At 72.7% G+C, this 22,932-nt stretch carries 18 protein-coding genes; 8 read left to right on the top strand and 10 right to left on the bottom strand.

Annotation, left to right across the window (positions count from 1 at the left end):
* Positions 1–21 precede the first annotated feature (21 nt).
* Genes ACIHFD_RS11795 through ACIHFD_RS11785 form a run of 3 tightly spaced genes read right to left on the bottom strand, consistent with a single transcriptional unit; the run spans position 22 to position 2,796 of the window.
* Positions 22–834 carry an ATP-binding cassette domain-containing protein gene (locus ACIHFD_RS11795; RefSeq protein WP_397366779.1) on the bottom strand — a complete coding sequence of 271 codons (813 nt, stop codon included), beginning with the start codon at positions 832–834 and terminating at the stop codon, positions 22–24.
* Positions 831–1,793, bottom strand: a complete 963-nt coding sequence (locus tag ACIHFD_RS11790) for an ABC transporter permease (RefSeq protein ID WP_397366778.1) — start codon at positions 1,791–1,793, stop codon at positions 831–833. The genes ACIHFD_RS11795 and ACIHFD_RS11790 overlap by 4 nt, the downstream gene beginning before the upstream one ends.
* 10 nt (positions 1,794–1,803) lie before the next feature.
* A complete protein-coding gene (locus ACIHFD_RS11785; protein WP_355195768.1) occupies positions 1,804–2,796 on the bottom strand; it encodes a sugar ABC transporter substrate-binding protein in 993 nt (330 codons plus the stop codon).
* A gap of 148 nt (positions 2,797–2,944) precedes the next feature.
* Here ACIHFD_RS11785 and ACIHFD_RS11780 point away from each other — a divergent pair, with 148 nt between their 5' ends.
* On the top strand, positions 2,945–3,898 hold the full coding sequence (locus tag ACIHFD_RS11780) for a carbohydrate kinase (RefSeq protein WP_397366777.1): 954 nt from the start codon (positions 2,945–2,947) through the stop codon (positions 3,896–3,898).
* Here ACIHFD_RS11780 and ACIHFD_RS11775 read toward each other — a convergent pair whose 3' ends face one another.
* The 3 genes from ACIHFD_RS11775 to ACIHFD_RS11765 are packed head-to-tail and all read right to left on the bottom strand — an operon-like array spanning position 3,899 to position 10,754.
* On the bottom strand, positions 3,899–7,975 hold the full coding sequence (locus ACIHFD_RS11775; RefSeq protein ID WP_397366776.1) for a TIGR02680 family protein: 4,077 nt from the start codon (positions 7,973–7,975) through the stop codon (positions 3,899–3,901).
* Positions 7,972–9,180: a TIGR02678 family protein gene (locus ACIHFD_RS11770; protein ID WP_397366775.1), complete on the bottom strand. Its 1,209-nt coding sequence runs from the start codon at positions 9,178–9,180 to the stop codon at positions 7,972–7,974. The genes ACIHFD_RS11775 and ACIHFD_RS11770 overlap by 4 nt, the downstream gene beginning before the upstream one ends.
* On the bottom strand, positions 9,177–10,754 hold the full coding sequence (locus ACIHFD_RS11765) for a TIGR02677 family protein (RefSeq protein WP_397366774.1): 1,578 nt from the start codon (positions 10,752–10,754) through the stop codon (positions 9,177–9,179). The genes ACIHFD_RS11770 and ACIHFD_RS11765 overlap by 4 nt, the downstream gene beginning before the upstream one ends.
* A gap of 310 nt (positions 10,755–11,064) precedes the next feature.
* On the opposite strand from ACIHFD_RS11765, the gene ACIHFD_RS11760 reads away from it, so the two are divergent.
* From ACIHFD_RS11760 to ACIHFD_RS11730, 7 genes are all read left to right on the top strand, one after another.
* Positions 11,065–12,471, top strand: coding sequence for an alpha/beta hydrolase (locus ACIHFD_RS11760; protein WP_397366773.1), 1,407 nt, complete (start codon positions 11,065–11,067; stop codon positions 12,469–12,471).
* A gap of 138 nt (positions 12,472–12,609) precedes the next feature.
* Entirely contained in the window at positions 12,610–15,336 is a 2,727-nt protein-coding gene (locus ACIHFD_RS11755; protein ID WP_397366772.1) for a Na+/H+ antiporter subunit A, read from the top strand.
* Complete coding sequence (locus ACIHFD_RS11750; protein WP_363974616.1) at positions 15,333–16,142, top strand: Na(+)/H(+) antiporter subunit C; 810 nt, start codon at positions 15,333–15,335, stop codon at positions 16,140–16,142. The genes ACIHFD_RS11755 and ACIHFD_RS11750 overlap by 4 nt, the downstream gene beginning before the upstream one ends.
* 128 nt (positions 16,143–16,270) lie before the next feature.
* A complete protein-coding gene (locus ACIHFD_RS11745) occupies positions 16,271–17,821 on the top strand; it encodes a Na+/H+ antiporter subunit D (protein ID WP_397366771.1) in 1,551 nt (516 codons plus the stop codon).
* A complete protein-coding gene (locus ACIHFD_RS11740; RefSeq protein ID WP_397366769.1) occupies positions 17,818–18,321 on the top strand; it encodes a Na+/H+ antiporter subunit E in 504 nt (167 codons plus the stop codon). Before ACIHFD_RS11745 ends, ACIHFD_RS11740 begins: the two co-directional genes overlap by 4 nt.
* Complete coding sequence (locus tag ACIHFD_RS11735) at positions 18,318–18,578, top strand: monovalent cation/H+ antiporter complex subunit F (RefSeq protein ID WP_185074016.1); 261 nt, start codon at positions 18,318–18,320, stop codon at positions 18,576–18,578. The genes ACIHFD_RS11740 and ACIHFD_RS11735 overlap by 4 nt, the downstream gene beginning before the upstream one ends.
* Complete coding sequence (locus tag ACIHFD_RS11730) at positions 18,575–18,892, top strand: cation:proton antiporter (protein ID WP_397366768.1); 318 nt, start codon at positions 18,575–18,577, stop codon at positions 18,890–18,892. The genes ACIHFD_RS11735 and ACIHFD_RS11730 overlap by 4 nt, the downstream gene beginning before the upstream one ends.
* On the opposite strand, the gene ACIHFD_RS11725 is transcribed toward ACIHFD_RS11730, so the two are convergent.
* From ACIHFD_RS11725 to ACIHFD_RS11710, 4 genes are read right to left on the bottom strand one after another with little or no spacing between them, the layout of a single operon-like run.
* Positions 18,841–19,362, bottom strand: coding sequence for a DUF6328 family protein (locus ACIHFD_RS11725; protein WP_397366767.1), 522 nt, complete (start codon positions 19,360–19,362; stop codon positions 18,841–18,843). The genes ACIHFD_RS11730 and ACIHFD_RS11725 overlap by 52 nt on opposite strands.
* A gap of 30 nt (positions 19,363–19,392) precedes the next feature.
* A complete protein-coding gene (locus tag ACIHFD_RS11720; protein WP_397366766.1) occupies positions 19,393–21,423 on the bottom strand; it encodes a xanthine dehydrogenase family protein molybdopterin-binding subunit in 2,031 nt (676 codons plus the stop codon).
* Entirely contained in the window at positions 21,420–22,388 is a 969-nt protein-coding gene (locus ACIHFD_RS11715) for an FAD binding domain-containing protein (protein ID WP_397366765.1), read from the bottom strand. The genes ACIHFD_RS11720 and ACIHFD_RS11715 overlap by 4 nt, the downstream gene beginning before the upstream one ends.
* Entirely contained in the window at positions 22,385–22,873 is a 489-nt protein-coding gene (locus ACIHFD_RS11710; RefSeq protein ID WP_350727750.1) for a 2Fe-2S iron-sulfur cluster-binding protein, read from the bottom strand. Before ACIHFD_RS11710 ends, ACIHFD_RS11715 begins: the two co-directional genes overlap by 4 nt.
* Between the last annotated feature and the right edge of the window lie 59 nt (positions 22,874–22,932).

The raw sequence follows: 22,932 nt of genomic DNA, 5'->3' as shown, positions 1-22,932 counted from the left end.
GCCCATGTTAGTGGCCGCTCATCAGGTCAACCCGATAGCCTCCGCCGCGCCCTGGTCCGCCACCACCGCCTTGCCTTCCGAGACCTGGAGGGCGCCGGTCATGATGGCCACCACCTCGGCCATGCTGTGGTCGCCCGGCTTGATCTGGGCGACCCGGCGGCCGAGGCGCTGGACGTGGATGCGGTCGGCGATCTCGAACACGTGCGGCATGTTGTGGCTGATCAGCACGACCGGCGTGCCCCCGTCGCGGACCCGTTTGATCATGTCGAGCACCTGGCCGGACTCCTTGACGCCGAGCGCGGCGGTGGGCTCGTCCATGACCACGACGTGCGTGGCCCACGCCACCGCCCTGGCCACGGCCACACCCTGCCGCTGGCCGCCGGACAGCGACTCGACCGGCTGGGTGAGCGAGCGCAGCCCGATCTTGAGCTCGGCCATGTGCCGGGCGGACTCCTCGCGCATGCGCTTCTTGTCGAGCATGCGGAAGACGCTGCCGAGGATGCCGGGCTTGCGGATCTCGCGGCCGAGGAACATGTTCGTGGCGATGTCGAGCGAGGCCGCCACCGCGAGGTCCTGGTAGACGGTCTCGATTCCCTGGCGGCGCGCCTCCAGCGGGTCGCGGAAGCGCACCGGCTTGCCGTCGAGCAGGATCTCGCCGGTGTCGGGCTGGAGCGCGCCCGTGAGCGCCTTGATGAGGCTGGTCTTGCCGGCGCCGTTGTCGCCGATGACGGCGAGCACCTCACCGGGCATCAGCTCGAAGTCGGCGCCGTCGAGCGCGGTCACGTGGCCGTACCGCTTGACCAGGCCGCGGGCCTGGAGCACGGGGGTCGTCATCGGTTCCTCCTGCGGGAGAGCTGGTCGACCGCGACGGCGAGGATCACCAGGATGCCGGTGATGAGCGTCTGATAGATCGACGGTACGCCCATCAGCTGCAGCCCGTTGCGGAACACCCCCACGATGAGCGCTCCGACCAGCGTGCCGATCACCAGTCCACGGCCGCCGAACAGGCTCGTCCCGCCCAGGACGACCGCGGTGATGCTGTCCAGGTTGTCGGTCTGGCCGGCCTGCGGGTCGCCCACTCCGGTACGCGAGACCAGCAGCAGGGCGGCGATGCCGTACACGAAGCCGGCCAGCGTGTAGACGCCGATGGTCAGCCGGCTCGTCCTGATGCCGGTCAGGCGGGCCACCTCGGGGCTGTTGCCGAGCGCGTACACGTGGCGGCCCCACGCCGTGGAGCCGAGCAGGTACGCGAACAGCAGGAACAGCAGGATCGTCAGCAGCGAGCCGTAGGTGACGTTCGTCTGCCCGACCTGGAACGTCTGGCCGAGGAACGTCAGCACCGGCGGCAGGTCCGTGACCGTCTGCTCGTTGGAGTAGATGTGGGTCAGGGCGAAGACCACGTTCAGCATGCCGAGCGTCACGATGAACGGCGGCAACGAGATCCGTGTCACCAGCAACCCGTTGACCAGCCCGAACAGCGAGCAGACGGCGAGCCCGCCGGCGATCGCGAGGACCGGCGGCAGGCCGCTGTCCACGGCCAGCTTGGTCATCACGATCCCGCCGAACGCCATGATCGCGCCGTTGGACAGGTCGATGCCCGCGGTCAGGATGATCAGCGTCTGGCCGATGGCCAGCGTGCCGACCACCATGACCTGCTGGATGATCAGCGAGAAGTTCGGGCCGGTGAAGAACTGGTCGGTCCTGAGCGCGAAGAACACGCAGGCCAGGACGAGCGCGGCCAGCGGGCCCGCGACGGGTGTGGAGATCAGGCGGCGCGGCAGCGTCGCTTCCATGACGGCCATGTCAGCCCCAGCAGTTGGCCAGGCCGAAGGCCGTGTCCTTGGCCTCGACGCCGGATACGGACTTGTCGGTGATCAGGGTGACGCCGGTGTCGGTGTAGCCGGAGGCCTTCTTGCCGGTCTTGGCGAACTCCGACACCGCCTTGACGCCGTCCTCGGCCATCTTCAGCGGGTACTGCTGGCTCGTGGCGGCGATCTCGCCCGACTTCACGGCCTTGGTGCCGGTGCAGCCGCCGTCCACGGAGACGATCAGCACGTCCTTCTCGCGGCCCTTGGCCTTCAGCGCCGTGTACGCGCCCAGCGCCGCGGGCTCGTTGATCGTGTAGACGAGGTTGATGTCGGGGGCCTTCTGCAGGCAGTTCTCCATGGCGGTCTGGCCCTTGGCCTGGTCGCCCCTGGTGTCCTGGGAGCAGACGACGGACGGGTCGCCCTCCGCGATCCCGTACCCCTTCAGGAAGCCGTCGTGCCTGAGCTGGCCGACGGTGATGCCGGGGGCCAGGTCGAGGGTGGCGATCTTGGCGGGCTTGCCGGCCATGGCGGCCTTGGCGTACTGGCCGATCAGCTCGCCGGCCTTGAGGTTGTCGGTGGCGAACAGCGCGTCCGTGGCGTCCTGCGGGTCCGTCGGCGTGTCCAGCGCGATGACGAGCACGCCCGCGTCGCGGGCCTTCTTGACGGCGGGCACGATGGCCTTGGTGTCGCTCGGCGTGATGAGGATGCCCTTCACGCCGGCGGCGACCATGTTCTCGATGGCCGTGATCTGGGAGGCGTTGTCGCCGTCGAACTTGCCGGCGGCGGTCATCAGCTCCATGCCGTTGGCCTGGGCCGACTTCTGGGCGCCCTCCTTCATCTTCACGAAGAACGGGTTCGTCTCGGTCTTGGTGATGAGGCCGACCTTGGGCGTCGCGGATGAGCTCTGCCCGGCGCCCCCGCCCCCGCCGCCACATCCGGTGACGAGAAGGGCGGTGACCAGGAGTCCGGCCGAAATCTTTGCATTCATGGGCGGTTCCTATCAGGGGGGACCCGATGTCATCGTTGACATATGTCAACGTTGACATCCGCTGTGCTGCGATGATGGACTCCCATCCGAGAAACGTCAATGCCCCCATGCCGTAACAAATCGGCAACGTGCCTGAAAGGCAGGCTCGATGATCGCTGTCCTGGGCGAGTGCGTCGCCGACGGCTTCACCACCCGCTCCCCCGGCGACCACCCCCTCATATCCGGGCCGGCCGAGCACGGCGGGGAGGCGATGGAGCTGGGGTTGCGGGTGCTGCCGGGCGGCGGGCCCGCGAACACGGCGGTGGCGCTGGCCCGGCTCGGGACCCCCACGCGCTTCCTCGGCCGCGTCTCCGGCGACGTGTTCGGCGAGCTGTTCCGCCGCCACCTCGCCTCCTCGGGCGTGGACCTCTCGGCCTCCGTCGACGCCAAGGAGCCCAGCACGCTCGCCGTCGCCGCCCTCGACGCCGGCGGTCAGGCCGAGTACACCTTCTACGCCGACGGCACCGCCGACTGGCAGTGGACCCCGTACGAGCTGGACCTGGACCGCCTCGGCCCGGTCGCCTGCCTGCACACCGGATCGCTCGCCCTGGCCAGGGAGCCGGGCCGGACGGCGGTGGAGGCCTTCGCGCGGGAGGCCGCCGGGCGCGCCACGATCTCGATCGACCCGAACGTCCGCCCCAGCCTCGCCTCCCTGGCCGACTACCCGGTGTCGCGCTGGTGCGAGTGGACCGACATCCTCAAGCTCAGCGCGGACGACCTCGACTTCCTGCTGCCCGGCGTGCCGATGGAGCGCGCCTGCGACACCTGGCACGCCGCCGGCGCCCGGCTGATCGTCGTCACGAGGGGCGCGGCGGGCGCGCTGGTGTCCCTGGACGGCGAGCGCGCGTCGGTGCCGGCGCCGGAGGTGAACGTGGTGGACACGGTCGGCGCGGGCGACTCCTTCACGGCGGGCCTCCTGCACAGCCTCGCCGCCAAGGACCTCCTGGGGGGCCGCCTGGACGACCTGGATCTCGGGACGGCGGTGGAGGCGGCCGAGTTCGCGGTAAGGGTGGCGGCACTGACGTGCTCGGTCGCGGGCGCCAACCCGCCCTGGACCGTGTGATCATTCCGTCGGGACCGTACGGTAGCCGTTCCAGACGAAGCGGGCGGTCGTCACCGCGTCGTCCCCGTCGCCGGTGATGAGCTGGTGGACGGCGATCCCGTCGAGCTCGCGGTACTCGCACCACTCGTGGTCGGAGGTGAGCACCAGGTCCAGCCCCAGGTTCACCAGCAGGTCGAACACCTGCCCCCGGTTCGTCCTGTCCACCCCCACGAACACCTCGTCCAGCAGGATGAACCGGGGACAGCCCGGGTCGCTCTGGTAGTGCGCGGCCACGGCGGCGAACAGCGGCAGGTGCAGCGCGATCGCCTTCTCCCCGCCGGACAGCGCCCCGTGCAGCTTCCTGGTGAGGTCCTGCCAGCCCTGCCCGTCGCCGCGGTCCAGCCTGACCACGAACCGGTGCCAGGCCGTGTAGTCGAGCACCTTCATGAGCTGGTCCTCCCAGCTCGCCGACGAGTTGTCGGCCCGCGCCTCCTCCACCCGGTCCCTGAAGAAGACGTACAGGGCCTCCCTGTCGGCCTCGTCCAGCCCGGCCGGGTCGCGCAGCAGCAGGTCGCGGGCGGCCCGGGTGCCGGGCGACTGCGTGGGATCGACCTGCCACACCAGGCGGACGGCCACCCGGGAGGCGGTGCGGACGCGTTCGAGGCGCTGGTTCATGCCCTCCACCAGCGCGGTCGCCTGCCTGATCCGGTCGGCGAGGTGCCGCCGCGTGTCGCCGGCCAGCGTCCGGTCGAACAGGTCCCGCTCCGCCTCCGTGATGTCCGAGCGCCGCTCGTCGCGCTCCTTGCGCAGCGCCTCGCTGAGGGCGGCGGCCCCCGCCCGGACGCCGGCGACGGTGGCGGTCAGCAGCTGGACGTCCTCGTCGGGCGTCAGCTCCAGGTCCGCGCGGTCGGCGAGGATCTCCCTGGCATGGTGGAAGGCGTCCAGCAGCCGCGCCTCCGCCTCCTTGACGTTCTTCTGCTCGTACGGCACCGCCGCGAGCTGCTCGGCGACGTCCCTGGCCGAGACCAGCACGGCCCGCACCCCGGCGTCGCGCGCCAGCTCGACCGTCGCCCGCGCGTCCACCGCCAGGTGCCCGGCCGTCAGGCCGCGGAAGCGTTCGGACACCTCGTCCCGCACCCGCCCCGCCTCGGCGTGCTTCTCCTCGGCCGTGCCCAGCTCGCCCCTGAGCTCGCCGAGCCGGGCGTGCATGCGGGCCAGGTCGTCGTTGACCGAGCGGATGAGGCGGCGGCAGGTCTGGTACGCGGCCTGCGTCTCCTGGAGCCGCTCCAGCACCCGCAGGTGCTCGGCGCCGACCGTGGACTCGACGGCCGCGAGCTTCTCCGCCAGCGTGACGGCGCCCGCCGCGGCGTCCTCGGCGCGTTCGACGGCCCTGACGGCGAGGTCCTGGTATTCGCCGGCGGTCTCGGCGGCGTGCTGGGCGCGCTCCGCGGCGGCGCGGGCGTCGGCGCGCCGGTCGTGCCAGGCGGTGCCGGTCGTCTCGGCGGTGCGCAGGGCCTCTTCGAGGTTGTCGAGCGCGGGCGGCGCGGTGGGCAAAGCGTGGCCGGCCGCCAGCTCGGTGAGCCGCCGCAGCGTCCTGCCGACCTCCTTCTCCCGGTCGTGCAGGCGCTGCTCGTAGGCCCTGAGCTGGTCCTCGAGGAGCGCGACCTTCTTCACCGCCCCGTCGAGCGCGTCGAGCGCGTCCGCGTACGGCCGCCGGGCGGGCCGGCGCCGCAGCTCGGCGGCCAGCGTGTCGCGGTCGGCGTCGACCACGGCGAGCAGGTGGTCGCACTCGGCGACCGTGCCCGCGAGCTCGCCGAGCCGGTCGTCCAGCTCGGCGACGCGGCGGCGCCTGGCACGCTCGCGGGCGGTGGCGCCGATGTAGGAGGGTTCGGGCTTGACCCAGCGGCCCGCGGCGGGTCCGAGCCGCCAGGTGCCGTCGGCGCCGACGACTGCGGGGTGGTCGACGCCGATCGCGCTGGGCGCGAACGCGATGCCCGCCAGCACCGTGTCGGCCTTGACCGGGGAGTCCGCCTCCGTGAGCAGCACGTGGGCCAGGCTGTAGCCGGGCGCGGGTTTGGCCAGCGCGGCCACCGCGAACCCGTCGTGCTCCCCCGCGTCGAACCCGCCGTCCGGGCGCAGCCACAGGTCCAGCAGGCCCGCCGCCTCCAGCGCCGCCTCCACGCCCGCCTGGGCGACGGGGTCGAGGCCCGACCTGAACGCCACCGCCCGCCACAGCGGGGCCCCCGGGCGTCCCTTCCTGGCGGCCATGTCGCGGGCGTGCGTGGCGCGCGGGTCGAGAACGGTCCGGTCGTTGAGGCGTTCGCGTTCGCGGATCAGCTCACCGCGCTCGGCCAGCAGCTTGTCGCGCAGGCCGGTCAGGTGCTGCTCGCGGGCGGCCAGCTTCACGGCCGCCGCCGTACGCGCGGTGCCCACCAGCTCGTCGGCCTGCTCGAACCGCTCCGCCAGGCCCGCCGGCTCGTCCGCGTCGAGCTTGAGCTGCGCGCAGCCGGCCGCCCATTCGGACAGGGCGGCGGCCAGGTTGGCGGCCCGCTCGTCGCGCAGGCTCTCGGCCGCGTCGTGGGCGGCCTGGGCGGCGGCGAGGTCGTCGCGCGCGCGGTCGCGGTCCTGCTCGGCCGCGGTGCGGCGGTTGATGGCCTCCTGGTGCTCGACGGCTCCGGCGCGTACCTCCCGGATCTGGGCGGCGCGGCTGGTGACGGCGGCCCGCAGCAGCTCCCGAGCCCGGTGCACGGCGCCGGCCCCGTCGGCGGCGCGAACGGCCTGATCACCCTCGTCCGGATCCGTGCCGGATCCGGCCCGGTCGGACTCCTCGTGGGCGGCCAGCAGCCCCGCGCGTTCGGCCGCGTGGCGGGCCTCCGTCCTGGAACGTTCCGACAGCGCGGCGGCGGTGCGGGCGGCGGCCTCGGCCAGCGCCGACAGCTCCTGCTTGGCGGCGGCCGAGCGGGCCGCCGCCCCCGCCTGATCGCGGAGCAGGGCGGCCGTCTCGTGGGCGGCCTGCGCCTCCATGCGGAGCCGGTGCAGCTCGGAGCCCGCCCGGTACGCCTCGCCCTCCTTGAGCCCGTCGATCTGCGCCGCCAGCGCCAGCTCCTGCGCCTCCTCCTCCCCGAGCCGCACGGTCGTGGCGTTCAGCTCGCCCTCGACCTCCTTGAGCGCCTCGCGCTTGGCCTTGGCCTCGGCTGCCAGCGAGTCGAGGGTGTGGCCCGCGGACGTCACCGCGGCCGCGGCGGCGCGCAGGACGCGCTGCGCGTAGCCGCGCTGGCGGCCCGCCAGCCGGTCGGCCTCCTCGACGTCGCGGTCGAGCAGGCGCAGCTCCTCGCGCTGCCGGTCGAGCCGCTCGAACCCCTCGGCGATCTCGTGGATCTCCCCCTCGCCGAGCGGCGGCAGGGCGCTCGACAGCAGGTCGGACAGCAGGCCCGGGTCGAGGCGTTCGGAGAGTTTGGGGGTGCGCAGCTGGCGCAGGGCGGTGAGGAGCGAGTCGTAGCGCTGCTCGTTGAGCGCCCGGTAGAGCGTCTGGCGCACGACGGCGCGGTAGGCGTCGGCGGACTCGTGGACCTGGCCCGACGTGCCGAGCTCCTCGGCGAGCTGGGCCTTGGTCAGGGGCTGGCCGCCTTCGCCGGTGAGCCGGATGCCGTCGGGAGCATCGACGCGGGCCTCGGTCGTGAAGTACGCGGCGGTGACGTTCTTGGTGTGGACGGTGGCCTGGAGCCGGGCGCCGCACGTGAACCAGCGCCCGTCGGCGTGCCGGAACTCCAGCCACACGTAGCCGACCCGGGTGGTGCCGGTGGCGCCGTCGCCCATGAGGTTCCAGTGCATGGTGCGCTCGGTGCCGCCGAACGTGGACAGCCTGCTCGGCTTGAGGCTGGCGTCGAGCACGTACGGGAGCAGCAGCTCCAGCACCTTGGACTTGCCGCTGCCGTTGGGCCCGCGCAGCAGCAGCCTGCCCCGGTGGAACTCGAACACCTCGTCGTAGTAGCGCCACACGTTCAGGATCCCCGCGCGTACGGGCACCCAGCGGGCGTCCATGCCCTGCGCGGCACGCGTGCCGGCGGTGAGTGCGGCGGTGAGCTCCGTGACTGTCATGAATCCTCCTGGACGGCCGTGCCGCGATCGACCCGGTAGCGGGCCGCGGCAGGCAGGGCGGCGACCCGGTCACCCGTACGGCGGGCCAGCCCGAACAGTTCGAGCACCTCCAGCGCGTCGGCGGCCAGCCGCGGCCCGCCGCCGTCGGACTGGTACGCCTTGGCCCACTGCGGGAAGCGGCGCAGCAGCTCCGTGGCCTCGGCGTCGACCCGGGCGGCCCGGACGGGGCCGGCGGAGACGAGCAGGTCGAGCAGGAGCAGGGCGGCCACCTTGGCGTGGCTTCCGTCGTCGGGGAACTTGGTGTCCGTGGCGGTGGCGTCGGCATCGATGAGCAGGAAGCCCTCGGACCGTTCCTCCAGCACGAACCCGGCCTCCTCCGCGGCGCGGCGGATGATCCGGCGGCCGGTGAGCGAGGCGGCGTAGGCCGACTGCTCGGGGGTCAGCTCGTCGCGGTAGACGACGGGCTCGTCGAGGAGGCGGCGCATGAGGGAGTGCCTGGCCCACAGGTTGCGCTGGGTCTCGGTCGGCTCGTCGCCGCCGTAGCGGGGCTCGGCGGTGAGCGTGCCGAGCACCCGGCCCATCGGGTCGTCGCCCTCGGCGGCGATGCGGGACGGGGGCACCGGGGCGGCGAGGAGCCTGATCACGCGGGTGGTGTCGACGCGGTAGAGCACCTTGGCGTCCTCGTCGTCGAGGTAGGAGTCGGTCGCGCCGTCCATGGCCGTGATCGCGCCGTAGTGCTCCAGCTGTTTGAGCGCGTCCACGAACGCGGCCCGTTCCTCGCTCCTGACCGGGTCGAACGCGGGCACCCCCGCCTCCACGGCGGCGGCCTGGACCACGCGCTGGGCGAGCATGCCGATCGTGGTGACCGGCGAGGTGAGCAGCTCGGCGGCGCAGAGGCAGAGCAGCGTGTAGCGGCGGCGGTCGAACGGGGCCCTGGTGGTGCGGCGGCGCCGGGCGGGCCGGGTGGCGCTCGCCTCGGATCTGACCTTGACGAGGCGGGCGTACCCCTGGCGCGGCTCCACCACGAGCCGCCAGCCGCAGAAGTAGTCGAACCACTGGATCAGCGGCTGCCGCCGTTTCCTGATCAGGTCGAAGGCGGCGGCGTCGTCGTGCAGGGACACGAGCGGCCGGCCGAGCAGGGTCCTGATCGCCCGCGCGATCTCCTCCTTCTCGGCTCTGACGAGCTGGTTGGCCAGGCTGCTCATGCGCCCGCCGCCTGCTCGTGGTAGGCGGGGGAGCCGCCCACGCGGGCGAGCCCTAGGGAGCGCACGTCGATGAGGTAGTCGGGGCCGCGGAACCAGCCGTCCGACGTACGCAGCACCGCCACCGCGCCGTCCTCCGGGGCCCGCAGCACGATCTCCACCCGCCCGTCCGAGGTCACGGCCCGCCGGAACCCGGTCGAGTCGGGCCGCTCGGCCAGGGCCCTGCCGAGCAGGTCGAGCAGGCGTCCGAACGTGTCGTGGTCGAGCTCCCCCAGCTGCGACAGCCGGGTCGCGCCGGTGGTGGCCAGCGCCGACCAGGCGGCCTCCAGTTCGGCCCGCTCCTTCCCTGCCCGTTCCTGGCGCTCGGCCCGCAGGGCGATGACGTCGCGCACCTTGCCCGTGCGGCCCATCCGCTCGGTGCGCCCGCGCGAGCGCAGCAGCGCCGACACCTCCACGGGCTCGGCCTCCCGCCACGGCACCCCGGCCGGGATCAGCTCCGCGTCCGCGTGCCCCAGGTGCGCGTGCCGGGCGGGGCCCAGCCCGAACGCCGCGTCCCACAGCCGGTGGGCGTCGTCCTCGCTCGGGGCGCCGGCGAACCAGCGGGCCAGCGTACGGAAGTCGGCGGCGGCGCTGGAGGAGCGGCGGCGGGAGTCGGTGATCCGGTCGAGCACCTGGAGCAGCGACACGATGGCCTGCCGCGCCACGTCATGGAGCCGGCGGATCCGCGGCTCCCCCAGGTGATCCGGCCCTTCTTCGGGCGCGAACCACTGGCACAGGCCCTCCCACCTGGCCGCCCGCGCCGCCAGCCACGGGGTGACGTGATCCGTGCCCGGCGCCTCCGGCAGGTCGGCCCCGTCGAGCGCCCGCGCGTGCAGCACGGCGACCCCGTGCCCGGCCACCCCGCGCAGGGCGGCGGCGATGGCGTCGCCGCGCTGCTCCAGATTGCTCACGAACTCCTGCAGGTAGGCCACGGTGGCCCCCTTGACCTCGTGGAACGTGGTGAGGTCGGTCCCCTCGACGCGCAGCAGCCGCTGCAGCTCGCCGTTGAACTGCCTGGTGTTGTCGCGCAGCCCGTCGAGGTGGCCTTCGAGCTCCCGCAGGCTCGCGAAGATCCGCCGGTTGCGCCCGGGGTCCGGGTCGCGCAGCAGCGACTCCAGCTCCCCCAGCCGGTCGGCGATGGCGTCGAGCACCGCGGTCTGCAGCGCGCCGGCGGAGGCCAGCACCGCCATCGCATGCCGTACGCCGGCGAAGGCCGCCTCGCCGCGCCTGGTCAGCGAGTACTGCAGGTTCTTGCGCTCGTACTCCTCGGCGGTGGCGAAGCTCCCGGCGTGGTTGAAGATGACGTCGAGCAGCCCCCACCCCGCGAGCTGCTTGAGCGTCGCGGTCAGCTCCTGCTCGCCGACCGGCGCGTACCAGCCCACCGCCCGCAGCCGCTCCCGCGCCGCCTCCACGGTGAGCGCCGTCTCCAGCCGCTCGCCGGCCTCGCCGAAGGCGTAGAGGACCGCGGTGTTCAGGTCTGCCCGGTCGGTGGTGGCGAACCGGAACATCTCCGGCGGCACCCGTGGCGGCTCAGCCATCGCCCCGCTCCCCTCGCCGCACGATTTCCACGCGCGCAACCGTAGCGGGAAGCCCTCATGACCCGGCCCCGGTTTGCGCGAGGATCACCGAGGGCACGGCGCGCGCATGGGAACGGGGGCCGGGATGGCGGGGTTCGGTACGACACGTCCCCGCGCCTGACACGGGATCGGCGCGATTCGGCGCCCGAGCACTACCATCCGATTACCTTGTCGAGGGCGGCGCATGGGCGAGCCCCGAATTCACGCTTGCAGACGATCTATTCCAGCGCCCTTAAAGGCCGCCGCAAGCTTTCACATTCACGTTCTATTCATGCGACGTCTAATCACCATCATTTCGCCCGCCATCGCAGGCTTGATCGCCGCCGCCGGTCTCGGCGGGCCGGCGCGGGCAACCGGGCCCGGCGGGCTCGACGCTTATTACGGTCAGCGGGTGGCCTGGTCCTCCTGTGGCAACGGATATGAATGCGGGAAATTGCGGGTCCCGCTCGACTATTCGAAGCCCGGCGGCAGGCAGATCAAGATCAGCCTGGTCCGGTTGCGCGCCACCGGAAAGAAGATCGGGTCGATCGTGCTCAACTTCGGCGGCCCGGGCATCTCCGGCGTCGATTCGTTGAAGGCCGCAAAGACCATGGTGTCCCCTTCTCTCAGGCAGCGGTTCGACGTGGTCAGCTTCGACCCGCGCGGCGTGGGCGCCTCGGCTCCCGTGCGCTGCCTCGGCACGCTGGGCCTCGACGCGCTCTTCGCCACCGACCCGACGCCCGACAACCGCACCGAGGTCAAGCAGGCCAAGCAGTGGGCCAAGGCGTTCGCCGGCGCCTGCGCGAAGAACGCGGGCAAGCAGCTCCTCGCGCACGTCGGCACCGGCGAGGCCGCCAGGGACATGGACGTGATGCGGGCCGCGCTGGGCGAGCGGCGGCTGACGTACCTCGGCTGGTCGTACGGCACCTACCTCGGCGCCAGGTACGCCGACCTGTTCCCCACGAGGATCCGCGCCATGGTGCTCGACGGCGCCGAGAACCCGAACCAGACCGGCATCGAGTTCGCCCGGTCACAGGCCAAGGGCTTCCAGGTGGCGACCGAGTCGTTCATGCGCGACTGCTTCAAGGCCAAGGACTGCCCGTTCAAGAAGCACTCCGTCAGCGCGGCCTGGAAGCGGCTGGACGCGCTGTACAAGCGGGCCGACCAGGCGCCGCTGCGCAACACCTACGACGGCCGGCAGGTCAGCGAGGCCGTCGCGCGGACCGGCGTCATGAACGCCCTCTACGCGGTGGCCTACTGGCCGACGCTGCGGGTCGCGCTGGCGGACGCGTTCAAGGGCGACGGCACGAAGCTGCTGCTGCTCGCCGACGACTACAACGGCCGGCGGGCCGACGGCAGCTACGACAACCGGTACGAGGCGCTCATGGCGATCAACTGCCTCGACCACCCCGAGTCGCGCTGCCCGTACTGGCCGGTCAAGGGCACCAGGTTCGCCAAGAAGGTGCGGGCCCAGGGCTCGCCGCCGATCGTGGTGGTGGGCACGACCCGCGACCCGGCCACGCCGTACGGCCTGGCGAAGGCGCTGGCGTCGCAGCTGTCGAAGGGCGTGCTGCTGACCAACGACGCCGACGGGCACACCGCGTACAGCGGCGGTTCGAGCTGCGTGGAGAAGCAGATCGACCGCTACCTGATCACGGTCGTCCCGCCGCGGCCCGGCGCCTGCTCCGCCAAAGCCTGAGTTCGCTGTTCCTCCAGTCCCACACCACGGTGTGGGACTGGTGTCGTTCGGGTCAACCACGGCCGCGCCTGCGGGGCGCGCATGCCGTGCCGGGAGAGATTGGCGGACGTAGCCGGAAAAGTCCCTCCCGAGGAGCCCATGGAGTCGCTGCTGGTCCTGCACGCGGTGGCGGCGGTGTGCGCTCCGTGGCTGGTCAGGCGCACGTCCCTGGCTGTGCTCGCCCTTCCTCCGGGCATCGCCTTCCTCGCCGTCCTGCTGTGGCTGCCTCCGCGGGAGAGCGCGGCCTGGGCGCCCGTGCTGGGGCTGGAGCTGTCCTTCCGCGCCGACGCGTTGGCCGTGCTGATGATGTCGCTGGTCACCGGCGTGGGCGCACTGGTCATGATCTACAGCTCCCGCTACTTCAGCCGGGACGACAAGGGGCTCGGGCGCTACGGCTGCTTCATGACGGGCTTCGCCGGGTCGATGCTGGGGCTGGTGGCGGCCGACAACCTGCTCCTGCTGTACGTCTTCTGGGAGCTGACCACCGTCTTCTCCTACCTGCTCATCGGGTACGACCCCGAGAGCAGGCTGAGCAGGCAGGCCGCCATGAAGGCGCTGATGGTCACCACGTTCGGCGGCCTGGCCATGCTGGCGGGGTTCGTCCTGCTCGGGCAGGCCGCGGGCACATACCGCGTCTCGGACATCGTCGCGCACCCGCCCCACGCGGGCCCCGTCGCCGTCGTGCTCATCCTGGCCGGCGCGCTGTCGAAGTCGGCGATCTTCCCGTTCAGCATGTGGCTGCCGGCCGCCATGGCCGCCCCCACCCCCGTCTCGGCCTACCTGCACGCGGCCGCCATGGTGAAGGCCGGCGTGTACCTGCTGGCCAGGCTCGGCCCCGCGCTCGGGGACCTGACGGTCTGGCGGGCGGTGGCGGTGCCGCTCGGCCTGGTCACGATGGTGCTGGGCGGGTGGCGGGCGCTGCGCGAGACGGATCTCAAGCGGCTGCTCGCCTACGGCACGGTCGGCCAGCTCGGCTTCCTCACGGTGCTGTTCGGCTCCGGCAACGGAGGCGCGGCGCTGGCCGGCGCGGGCATGCTGCTGGCGCACGCGCTGTTCAAGGCCGCGCTGTTCCTGGTGGTGGGCATCGTCGATCACGCGGCGGGCACCCGCGACCTGCGCGAGCTGAGCGGGGTCGGCCGGTCGATGCCGTGGGTGTGCGGGGTCGCGGTGCTGGCGGGGGCGTCGATGGCGGGGCTGCCGCCGCTGGCGGGGTTCGCGGGCAAGGAGGCCGCGCTGGAGGCGCTCATGGGCGCGCCCGTCGTGCCGGCGGGCGTGGTGGCCGGGTCGGCGTTGACGGCGGCGTACACGCTGCGGTTCCTGTGGGGTGCGTTCTGCGACAAGCCGGGGGTGGCGGCGCGGCAGACGCATCGCATGCCCGCGGCCATGACGGGACCTGCCGCGCTGCTGTCGCTGCTCGGGCTGGTCCTGACGCCGTTCGCCGGATGGTTCGCCACCGCCTTTTCTGGATATATCGGAACATTTCGCATTAAGGGGCATGACGTCCATCTGGCGGCGTGGGGTGGCTTCACCCAGCCGCTCCTGCTGTCGGCGGTGTCGGTGGCGGCCGGGGTGGCGCTGTTCCTGGCCAGGGAGCCGGTGGCCAGGGCGGGGGCGGCGCTGCACGTGGTCGATTCCGGGCAGGTCTTCTGGGCGCTCGTGCAGCGGCTCGACCGCTTCGCCATCCAGCTCACCGGCTTCATCCAGCGCGGGTCCGTGCCCGACTACCTGACGCTCACCCTGCTGGCCGCGGTCGGCGTCGGCGTGTTCTCCCTCGCCTCCGGCGGCCCGCCCCACCTCGGCGTGCCCGTCGTCCTCTGGCAGCGCCCCGAGCAGCCCGTCGTCGCCGTCCTGACGGTGGCGGCGGCCGTGCTGGCGTTGTTCGCCCGCGCGTTCATCCTGCTGGCCCTGGTCGTCGGCCTCACCGGGTACGGCACGGCGCTGCTGTTCCTGGCGCACGGCTCGCCCGACCTGGCGCTCACCCAGTTCCTGGCCGAGACGGTGAGCCTGGTCATGTTCGCGCTGGTGCTGCGGCGGCTGCCGCTCGGCCCGGTCAGGGGGCGGCTGCCGTTCCCGTTCAGGATGGCGCTCGGGCTGGCCGTGGGGGTGGTGGCCACCGGCGCGGGCATGCTCGCGATGGGCGCGCGGACCGCCGAGCCGGTCGGCGCGCACCTGGAGGCGGCCGCCGCGCAGGCCGGCGCCAGGAACATCGTCAGCGCCCTCATCGTCGACCTGCGCGCCTGGGACACCATGGGCGAGAGCACGGTGCTCGTCGTGCTGACCCTGGGCGTGACGAGCCTGGTGTTCCTGCGGCGCAGGTCGTACCACATCGAGCCGGTCGCAGGGCCGCCCGCCGAGCGCACCCGCTGGCTGTCGGCCACGCTGCCGCGCGGGCAGCGGGCGCTGGCGTTCGAGGTGGTGGCCCGGCTGACGTTCCACACGGTCCTGGTGCTCTCGGTGTTCCTGCTGTTCATCGGGCACAGCGAGGTCGGCGGCGGGTTCGCCGGCGGCATCGTGGCCGGGCTCGCGATCACCGTGCGCTACCTGGCGGGCGGGCGGAACGAGCTGGCCGCCGCTCTCCCGGTGCACGCCGGGGTGCTCATGGGCGCCGGGCTCACGCTGTCGGCGGGCACGGCGCTGATCGGGCTGCTGCTCGGGCGGGCGGCACTCGACCTGCTGACCCTGGACGTGAACGTGCCCCTGGCCGGGCACCTGCACGTGTCCACGGGGCTGCTGTTCGACCTCGGCGTGTACGTGTCCGTCGTCGGCATGGTCCAGGACATCCTGCGCTCCCTCGGCGCCGAGCTGGACCGGCAGGAGAGCATGTGACCGTCACCCTGCTGCCCTTCCTGGCCTGCTTCGCGATGGTCGCCACCGGGGTCACGCTCCTGCTGGAGCGGAGCCTGGTACGGGTGCTGGCCGGCGTCGTCCTCCTGGGCAACGGCGTCAACCTGCTGATCGTCACCGCGGGCGGCGACCCGGGCGGCCCGCCCTTCGTGGACGTCCGCGGGCGGGCCGACCCGCTGCCGCAGGCCATGGTGCTCACCGCGATCGTGATCACCCTGGGGGTGACGGCGTTCCTGCTGGCCCTGGCGCACCGGTCGTGGCAGCTGTCCGGGAGCGACGAGGTCCAGGACGACACCGAGGACCGCCGCGTACGGCTGCGCGCCCGGCGCGGCGAGCTGAGCGACGCCGTGCGCGCCCGGCGGGACGCCTACCGGCGGCTGGTCGCCGAGCAGCGCGCCGAGCTGGCCAAGCTCGCGGCCGAGCAGGCCGAGCGCGAGCGGCTGCAGGAGGCCGACCTGGAGCAGCGCATCTCCAGGGTGCACGACGAGCTCGAACGGTGGATGCACGAGCGGCGGCAGGAGGGGCTGACCGAGGAGGAGGTGCACCTGCGCTTCGAGGAGGCGGGGCGGCGCGAGGACGCGGCCGCCCTGGACAACGCCGAGCGCATCGAGCAGCTGCGCGAGCAGCACACGCGGGGGCGGGAGGAGCAGGCGGCCAGGGAACGGGCGATGCGGAGAAAGCTCAAGGCACGGCAGCGGGAGGCGCGCAGGCAGATGCGGGCGGCCATCAGGGAGGAGCGGGAACGCCAGGCCCTCGCGCAGGACCCCGAGCTGGAAGGCGAGGACTGACCATGAGGAGCCGCGTGCCCGGACCGGAAGGCGAGGTCTGACCGTGGAGAGCCGCGTGCCCGGACCGGAAGGCGAGGTCTGACCGTGGAGAGCCGCGTGCCCGAGCCGGAAGGCGAGGGTTGATCCCGGTGGAGAGGCTGATCTGCGTGCCCGTGCTGCTGCCGCTCCTGGCCGCCGGCGTGAAGCTGGCGATCGGCGGGCGGCTGCGCCGGCTGCAGTCGCTCATCAGCCTGGTCACGCTCGCCATCTCGGTCGTCGTCTCGGCGCTGCTGCTGGTCGCCGCCGACACCCGCGGCCCGCTGGTCACCGAGCTGGGCGGCTGGCCGGCGCCCGTCGGCATCTGCCTGGTGGCCGACCGCCTGTCCACGCTGGTGCTGCTGGTGTCGTCGGCGGTGACGTTCTGCGTCATGGTGTACTCGGTCGCCAACGCCTACGCCGCGCAGGAGCACGACGCCCCCATGGCGATCTTCCATCCGGCGTTCCTGGTCATGGTGGCCGGGGTGGCGGACGCGTTCCTGTCGGGTGACCTGTTCAACCTGTACGTGGCGTTCGAGCTGCTGCTGAGCGGCTCGTACGTGCTGCTCACCTTCGGCGGCACCGAGTCCAGGATCCGGGCGGGCGCCACGTACACGCTGATGGCCCTGGCCTCGTCGATGTTGTTCCTGATCGCGCTGGGAGTCACGTACGCGGCCACGGGGACGCTGTCGATGGCGCAGCTCGCCGAGCGGTTCGCCACGTTGCCCGTGCAGGTGGCGCTGCTGGTGGAGCTGACGCTGCTGCTGGCGTTCGGCATCAAGGCGGCGATCTTCCCCATGTCGGCCTGGCTGCCGGACTCCTATCCCACCGCGCCCGCCCCGGCCACGGCCGTGTTCGCCGGCCTGCTGACCAAGGTCGGCGTCTACTCGATCATCCGTCTGGAGGCGCTGCTGTTCCCGGGCGGGCCGGTGTCGACGCTGCTCATGTGGGTGGCGCTGGCCACGATGCTGACGGGCGTGCTGGGCGCGGTCGCGCAGACCGACCTCAAGCGCATGCTCTCGTTCACGCTGGTCAGCCACATCGGCTACATGGTGTTCGGCGTCGGCCTGTCCACGCTGGCCGGGCTGGCCGGGGCGATCTTCTACGTGGTGCACCACATCACCGTGCAGACGACCCTGTTCCTGGTGACCGGGCTGGTGGAGCGGCGCACCGGCACCACCTCGGTGAACGGGCTCGGCGGCCTGATGACGACCGCGCCGCTGCTGGCCGTGCTGTTCTTCGTGCCCGCCATGAACCTGTCGGGCATCCCGCCCATGTCCGGCTTCCTCGGCAAGCTGATGCTGGTGCAGGCGGGCCTGGCCGACGGCCGCCCGCTGCCCGTCGCCCTCGTGGCCGGGGGCCTGGTGACGAGCCTGCTCACCCTGTACGCCGTGGCCCAGACGTGGAGCAAGGCGTTCTGGCGGGGCCCGCGGGCCGTGCGGGCGGGCACGGTCGTGGAGAGCGAGGAGTACACCGGCGAGGACCCGACCGTCACCACGACGGCCGTCCCGGGGACGCTGACGGCGGCGGTGGCGGCGCTGGTCGCGATGGGGCTGTCGTTCACGGTGCTGGCCGGGCCGCTGTCGGCGTTCACGCACCGGGCCGCCGCCGAGCTGATGGCCCGCGAGCCGTACGTCACGGCCGTCCTCGGAGGGCGGCCGTGAAGCCGCGGCTGGCACTGATCGCCTGGCTGGCGGTGGTGTGGGTGACGTTGTGGGGCGAGCTTTCGGCCGGCAACGTGCTGGGCGGGCTGGCGGTCGCGCTGGTGGTGACGTGGCTGCTTCCGCTGCCCGTCCTCGACCCGGGCATCAGGGTCCATCCGGTGGCGCTGGTGGACTTCCTGCTCTGGTTCGGCCGGGACCTGGTGGTCTCGACCGTGCGGGTGGTGGTCTGGGTGGTGCGGCCCGGCGTGCCGCCCACCCAGATCGTCCGGGTACGGCTGCGCACGTCGTCGGAGTCCATGACCGTGATGATCATGGTCGCGCTGTCGACCGTGCCCGGCAGTCTCGTCGTGGAGGCCTACCCCGAGGAGCGCGAGCTGGACCTGCACGTGCTGGGGCGTCCGGGAGACGTCACCGAGGCGGTGCGGGCGGACGTGGCCGGGCTGGAGTCGCGCATCGTGGCGGCGTTCGGCACCCGGCGGGACCGGGAGGAGCTGCCGTGACCGTGGTGTACCTCGTGACGCTGGGGCTGCTCGGATGCGCCGCGGCGGCCACGCTCTACCGGGTGGCGCGCGGTCCCACGATGCTGGACCGGGCGGTCGCGGTCGACGTGATGACGTCGCTGTGCATGTGCGGCGTCGGGGCGTTCGCCGTGGTCAGGGACGACTATTCGGACCTGCCGATCCTGCTGGTGCTGTCGCTGCTGGGGTTCGTCGGGTCCGTGTCGCTGGCCCGCTTCTTCTCGGGGAGGTCCCGATGAGCTGGCTCGACATTGCGGCGGCGGCCTGCCTGCTGCTGGGCGCGACGCTGGCGCTGTCGGCCGGGGCCGGGCTCGTCCGGTTCCGCACCACGCTGGACCGCATGCACGCGGGCACCAAACCGCAGGTGCTCGGCGTGCTGCTGGTGCTGCTGGCCATGTGGCTGCACCGGCCCACCTGGGCGAACGCCGGGCCGCTGCTGCTGGCGGGCATCTCTCAGGTGATCACCGTGTCGGTCGCGGCGTACATGGTGGCGAGGGGCGCCTACTCGCGCGAGCGCGCGGACGACGACACCGAGCTCCCGTCGGAGGACTGATCGTCCGAGCGGTTGAGCGCCGCCTGGCCGAACCAGGTCCACAGGGCCAGCGCGGCCAGGATCCCGCCGGTGGTCCAGCCCAGCGCGGGGCCGAACAGGTAGTCGATCACGAGCATGGTGGCCGTCGCCATGGACACGGCCAGCGCGAGCGCGCCGACGATGCCGTAGAGGTTGGAGCGCCGTACCAGGGTCTCCTTGCGCCCCTGCCGGAACAGCACGCGGTGCTGGGCGGTCGGCGCGATGTAGCAGATGGACGCGACCGCCGCGCTGACCAGCGCCAGGTAGAACAGCCACCGGTCGGGCGGGTCCAGCCTGCCGAAACCGACCGAGAAGGGCACCGTGAGCAGGAACGCGAACAGCACCTGCACCCCGGTCACCGCCACGCGCGCGCCCTGTAAGAGCTCCACGAAGTTCCGGTCCGCGCGCTCCTGATCCGACTCGTTCTTCACGCCGCCTCCCGCCTCCGGCACGAAAGACTTCTCCTTCCTTGGCGGGACGCGCTAAAACCTCGCCCGCAGGATCTTGGCCGGGGTGATGGGCAGATCGCGCACGCGGTGGCCGATGGCGTGGTGCACGGCGTTGCCGACGGCGGCGGCCGTGCCGACGATGCCGATCTCGCCGATGCCCTTGCTGCCCATGGGGTTGAGGTCGTCGTCCTCCTCGTCCAGCCAGACCGCCTCGATCCGCTCCACGTCGGCGCAGGCGGGCACGTGGTACTGGGCCAGGTCGCGCCGGAGGAAGCCGCCGAACTCCTCGTCGGTGTACGTCTCCTCCATCAACGCCATCCCCATGCCCATCGTCATGCCCCCGATGAACTGCGACCTGGCCAGCTCCGGGTCCAGGATGTGCCCGGCGGCGAAGACGCCGAGCAGGCGCGACACGCGTACCTCGCCCGTCACGGAGTTGACCCGCACCTCGGCGAACTGGGCGCCGAACGCGTGCCTGGCCAGCTCCGCGTCCCGCGCGACCTCCTCGGTGGTGTCGGCGCGGCCCACCGTGCCGTTCACCTTGAGGTGCTCGCAGGCGCGCACGACCGCCGAACCCCACGAGGCCGTGCCCATGGAGCCGCCCGCGAGCGGGGCCTCCGGCAGGTCGCTGTCGCCCAGCTCGACGTGCACCCGGTCGGGCGCGACGCCCAGCACGCCGGCCGCGATCCCGGCCAGCGCGGTACGCGCGCCCGTGCCGATGTCGGCGGCGGCCACCTGGACGAGGAAGTCGCCCTCCCGCATGGTGACGACGGCCTTCGACGGGCTGCGCCTGGCCGGGTAGGTGGAGGAGGCCACGCCGGTGCCGACCAGCCACTCGCCCTCCTGGTGGCGCCCGGGCTCGGGGTCGCGCCGGTCCCAGCCGAAGCGGCGGGCGCCCTCGCGCAGGCAGGCGACCAGGTTGCGGGAGCTGAACGGCAGGCCGCTGTCCGGCTCCGTCTCCGGCTCGTTGCGGACGCGCAGCTCGATCGGGTCGATGCCGGCGGCGTAGGCCAGCTCGTCCATGGCGGACTCCAGTGCGTACATGCCGGGGCACTCGCCGGGGGCGCGCATCCACGACGGGGTGGCGACGTCCAGCCGGACCAGCCGGTGGGCCGTGCGCAGCGCGGGCGTGGCGTACATGACGCGGGTCGGGGTCGTGGTCTGCTCGGCGAACTCCACCAGCGTCGAGCTCTGCTCGTAGGCCACGTGCTCCAGCGCCGTGAGCCGGCCGTCGGCGTCCGCGCCGAGCCGCAGCCGCTGGATCGTGGGCGTGCGGTAGCCGGTGACGTCGAACATCTGCTGCCTGGTCAGCACGATCTTGACGGGCCGGCCGACGGCCCTGGCGGCCAGGGCGGCCAGCACGGCCTGGGGCCTGGAGGTGCCCTTCGAGCCGAAGCCGCCGCCGACGTGCCGGGACACCACCCGCACCTGCTCACTGGACACGCCGAGGCTCTGGGCGAGGAGGTCGCGGCTCGCGGACGTGCCCTGCGTGGTGTCGTACACCAGCAGCCTGCCCTCGCCGTCCCACAGCGCCAGGGCGGCGTGCGGCTCCATCGGGTTGTTGTGCAGGACGGGGGTCGTGTAGGTCACGTCGATGACGGTCTCGGCCGCGTTGAGCCCGGCTTCGACGTCGCCCTTCACGGTGTCGGACGGGAAGCCGGGGTTGACGGTCTCCGGCTGGTACAGGTTGGGGTGGTCGGCGCGCAGGGCCACGTCGTGGATGTCCTGCTCGTACTCGACGACGATCGCGTCGGCGGCGGCGCGGGCGTTCTCGTAGGTGTCGGCCACGGCGGCTGCCACGAACTGGCCGCGGTAGGCGATCTCCCTGCTCTGGAAGAGCGCCAGCTCACCCTCGGCGGCCGGGCCCAACTGGGGCGGGTCCTCGCTGGACAGCACGGCCAGCACGCCGGGCATGGCGAGCGCGTCACGGACGTCGATGCGCCTGATGCGGCCCTTGGCGATCCGCGACTGCACGGGATAGGCGTAGGTGACTCCCTCGACCGGGTATTCGGCGGCGTACGTGGCCAGCCCGGCGACTTTGACGCGGCCCTCGACGCGGTTCACGGCGTCAGCTCCTCAAGCGTGCGGACGATCAGATTGCGGGTCAGCGGTACCTTGAAGTCGTTGCGCGGGAGCGGACGGGCCTGTTCCAGCTCGGCCTCGGCGGCGGTGCGGAACGCCTCACCGGTCGGCGGGCCGCCGACGAGGACCTGCTCGGCGCGTTCGGCCCGCCACGGCGCGTGGGCCACGCCGCCGAGCGCGATGCGGCAGCCGGTGACGGTGCCGTCGCGGACGTCGAGCACGGCGGCGATGGACACGAGCGCGAAGGCGAACGACGCCCGCTCGCGTACCTTGCGGTAGAGCGAGGCGCCCGGCGGCGGCGCGGGCAGCTCCACGGCGGTGATCAGGTCACCCGGCTCCAGCACGGTGTCCCGCTCGGGCGCGTCGGCCGGCAGCCGGTGCAGCCCCGGCATCGGGACGATCTTGTCACCGCCCTGGCCGGTGACGTGCACCTCGGCCTCCAGCGCGGCCAGCGCGACCGCCATGTCCGACGGATGGGTGGCCACGCAGGCGTGCGAGGTGCCGAGGATCGCCAGGTTCGTGTGGTCGCCCTCGATGGCCGGGCAGCCGGAGCCGGGCTCGCGCTTGTTGCACGGCCGGGTCACGTCCTGGAAGTACGGGCAGCGGGTGCGCTGCAGCAGGTTGCCGGCCACCGTGGCCATGTTGCGCACCTGGCCGGAGGCGCCGGACAGCACCGCCCGGGCCAGCATCGGGTAGCGGGAGCGCACCAGGGGGTGGAGCGCCAGATCGCTGTTGCGCACGGCGGCGCCGACGCGGAGCCGGTCGCCGGTCTGCTCGATGGCGTCGAGCGGCAGCTTGCCGACGTCCACCAGGCGGTCCGGCTCGGCCACGCCCAGCCGCATGAGGTCCACCAGGTTGGTGCCGCCGCCCAGGTACATGGCGCCCGGCCCGAACCTGCGCACCGCGTCCGCCGCGCTGCCCGCCCTGGTGTATTCGAAGAGTTTCACGGCGCGACCTCGGCGATGGCGCTGACGATGTTGACGTAGGCGCCGCAGCGGCACAGGTTGCCGCTCATGCGCTCCCTGATCTCCTCCGGCGTCAGGCCGGGGTCCTCGCGGAGATCGCCGGTGATCGCGCTCGGGCCCTGCTCGCCCAGCATCCCCACCGCCGAGCAGAGCTGCCCCGGCGTGCAGTAGCCGCACTGGAAGGCGTCGTGCTCGATGAACGCGGCCTGCAGCGGATGCAGCTCGTCACCCTCCATCAGCCCTTCGACGGTGACGATCTCCGAGCCGTCCATCGCCACCGCCAGCGCCAGGCAGGAGTTGGCCCGCCGCCCGTCGATCAGCACCGTGCAGGCCCCGCACTGGCCGTGGTCGCAGCCCTTCTTGGCGCCGATCAGCCCCAGCCGTTCGCGGAGCAGGTCGAGCAGCGACATCCGAGGGTCCACGTGCACAGAATGTGACGATCCGTTCACCTTCAGGGTGATGTCCATGGCGCACGACTACCCGACCTCCAGACGGGGCAATCTCTGAGGGCGGTAAAGCGCGGTGT

This window comes from Nonomuraea sp. NPDC051941, from assembly GCF_044593615.1.
This window is presented reverse-complemented; position numbering and strand designations above follow the sequence as displayed.

Coding starts and splice junctions, on each gene's coding strand:
- ACIHFD_RS11795 (WP_397366779.1), bottom strand. CDS start 834: ATGACGACCCCCGTGCTCCAGGCCCGCGGCCTGGTCAAGCGGTACGGC.
- ACIHFD_RS11790 (WP_397366778.1), bottom strand. CDS start 1,793: ATGGAAGCGACGCTGCCGCGCCGCCTGATCTCCACACCCGTCGCGGGC.
- ACIHFD_RS11785 (WP_355195768.1), bottom strand. CDS start 2,796: ATGAATGCAAAGATTTCGGCCGGACTCCTGGTCACCGCCCTTCTCGTC.
- ACIHFD_RS11780 (WP_397366777.1), top strand. CDS start 2,945: ATGATCGCTGTCCTGGGCGAGTGCGTCGCCGACGGCTTCACCACCCGC.
- ACIHFD_RS11775 (WP_397366776.1), bottom strand. CDS start 7,975: ATGACAGTCACGGAGCTCACCGCCGCACTCACCGCCGGCACGCGTGCC.
- ACIHFD_RS11770 (WP_397366775.1), bottom strand. CDS start 9,180: ATGAGCAGCCTGGCCAACCAGCTCGTCAGAGCCGAGAAGGAGGAGATC.
- ACIHFD_RS11765 (WP_397366774.1), bottom strand. CDS start 10,754: ATGGCTGAGCCGCCACGGGTGCCGCCGGAGATGTTCCGGTTCGCCACC.
- ACIHFD_RS11760 (WP_397366773.1), top strand. CDS start 11,065: ATGCGACGTCTAATCACCATCATTTCGCCCGCCATCGCAGGCTTGATC.
- ACIHFD_RS11755 (WP_397366772.1), top strand. CDS start 12,610: ATGGAGTCGCTGCTGGTCCTGCACGCGGTGGCGGCGGTGTGCGCTCCG.
- ACIHFD_RS11730 (WP_397366768.1), top strand. CDS start 18,575: ATGAGCTGGCTCGACATTGCGGCGGCGGCCTGCCTGCTGCTGGGCGCG.
- ACIHFD_RS11710 (WP_350727750.1), bottom strand. CDS start 22,873: ATGGACATCACCCTGAAGGTGAACGGATCGTCACATTCTGTGCACGTG.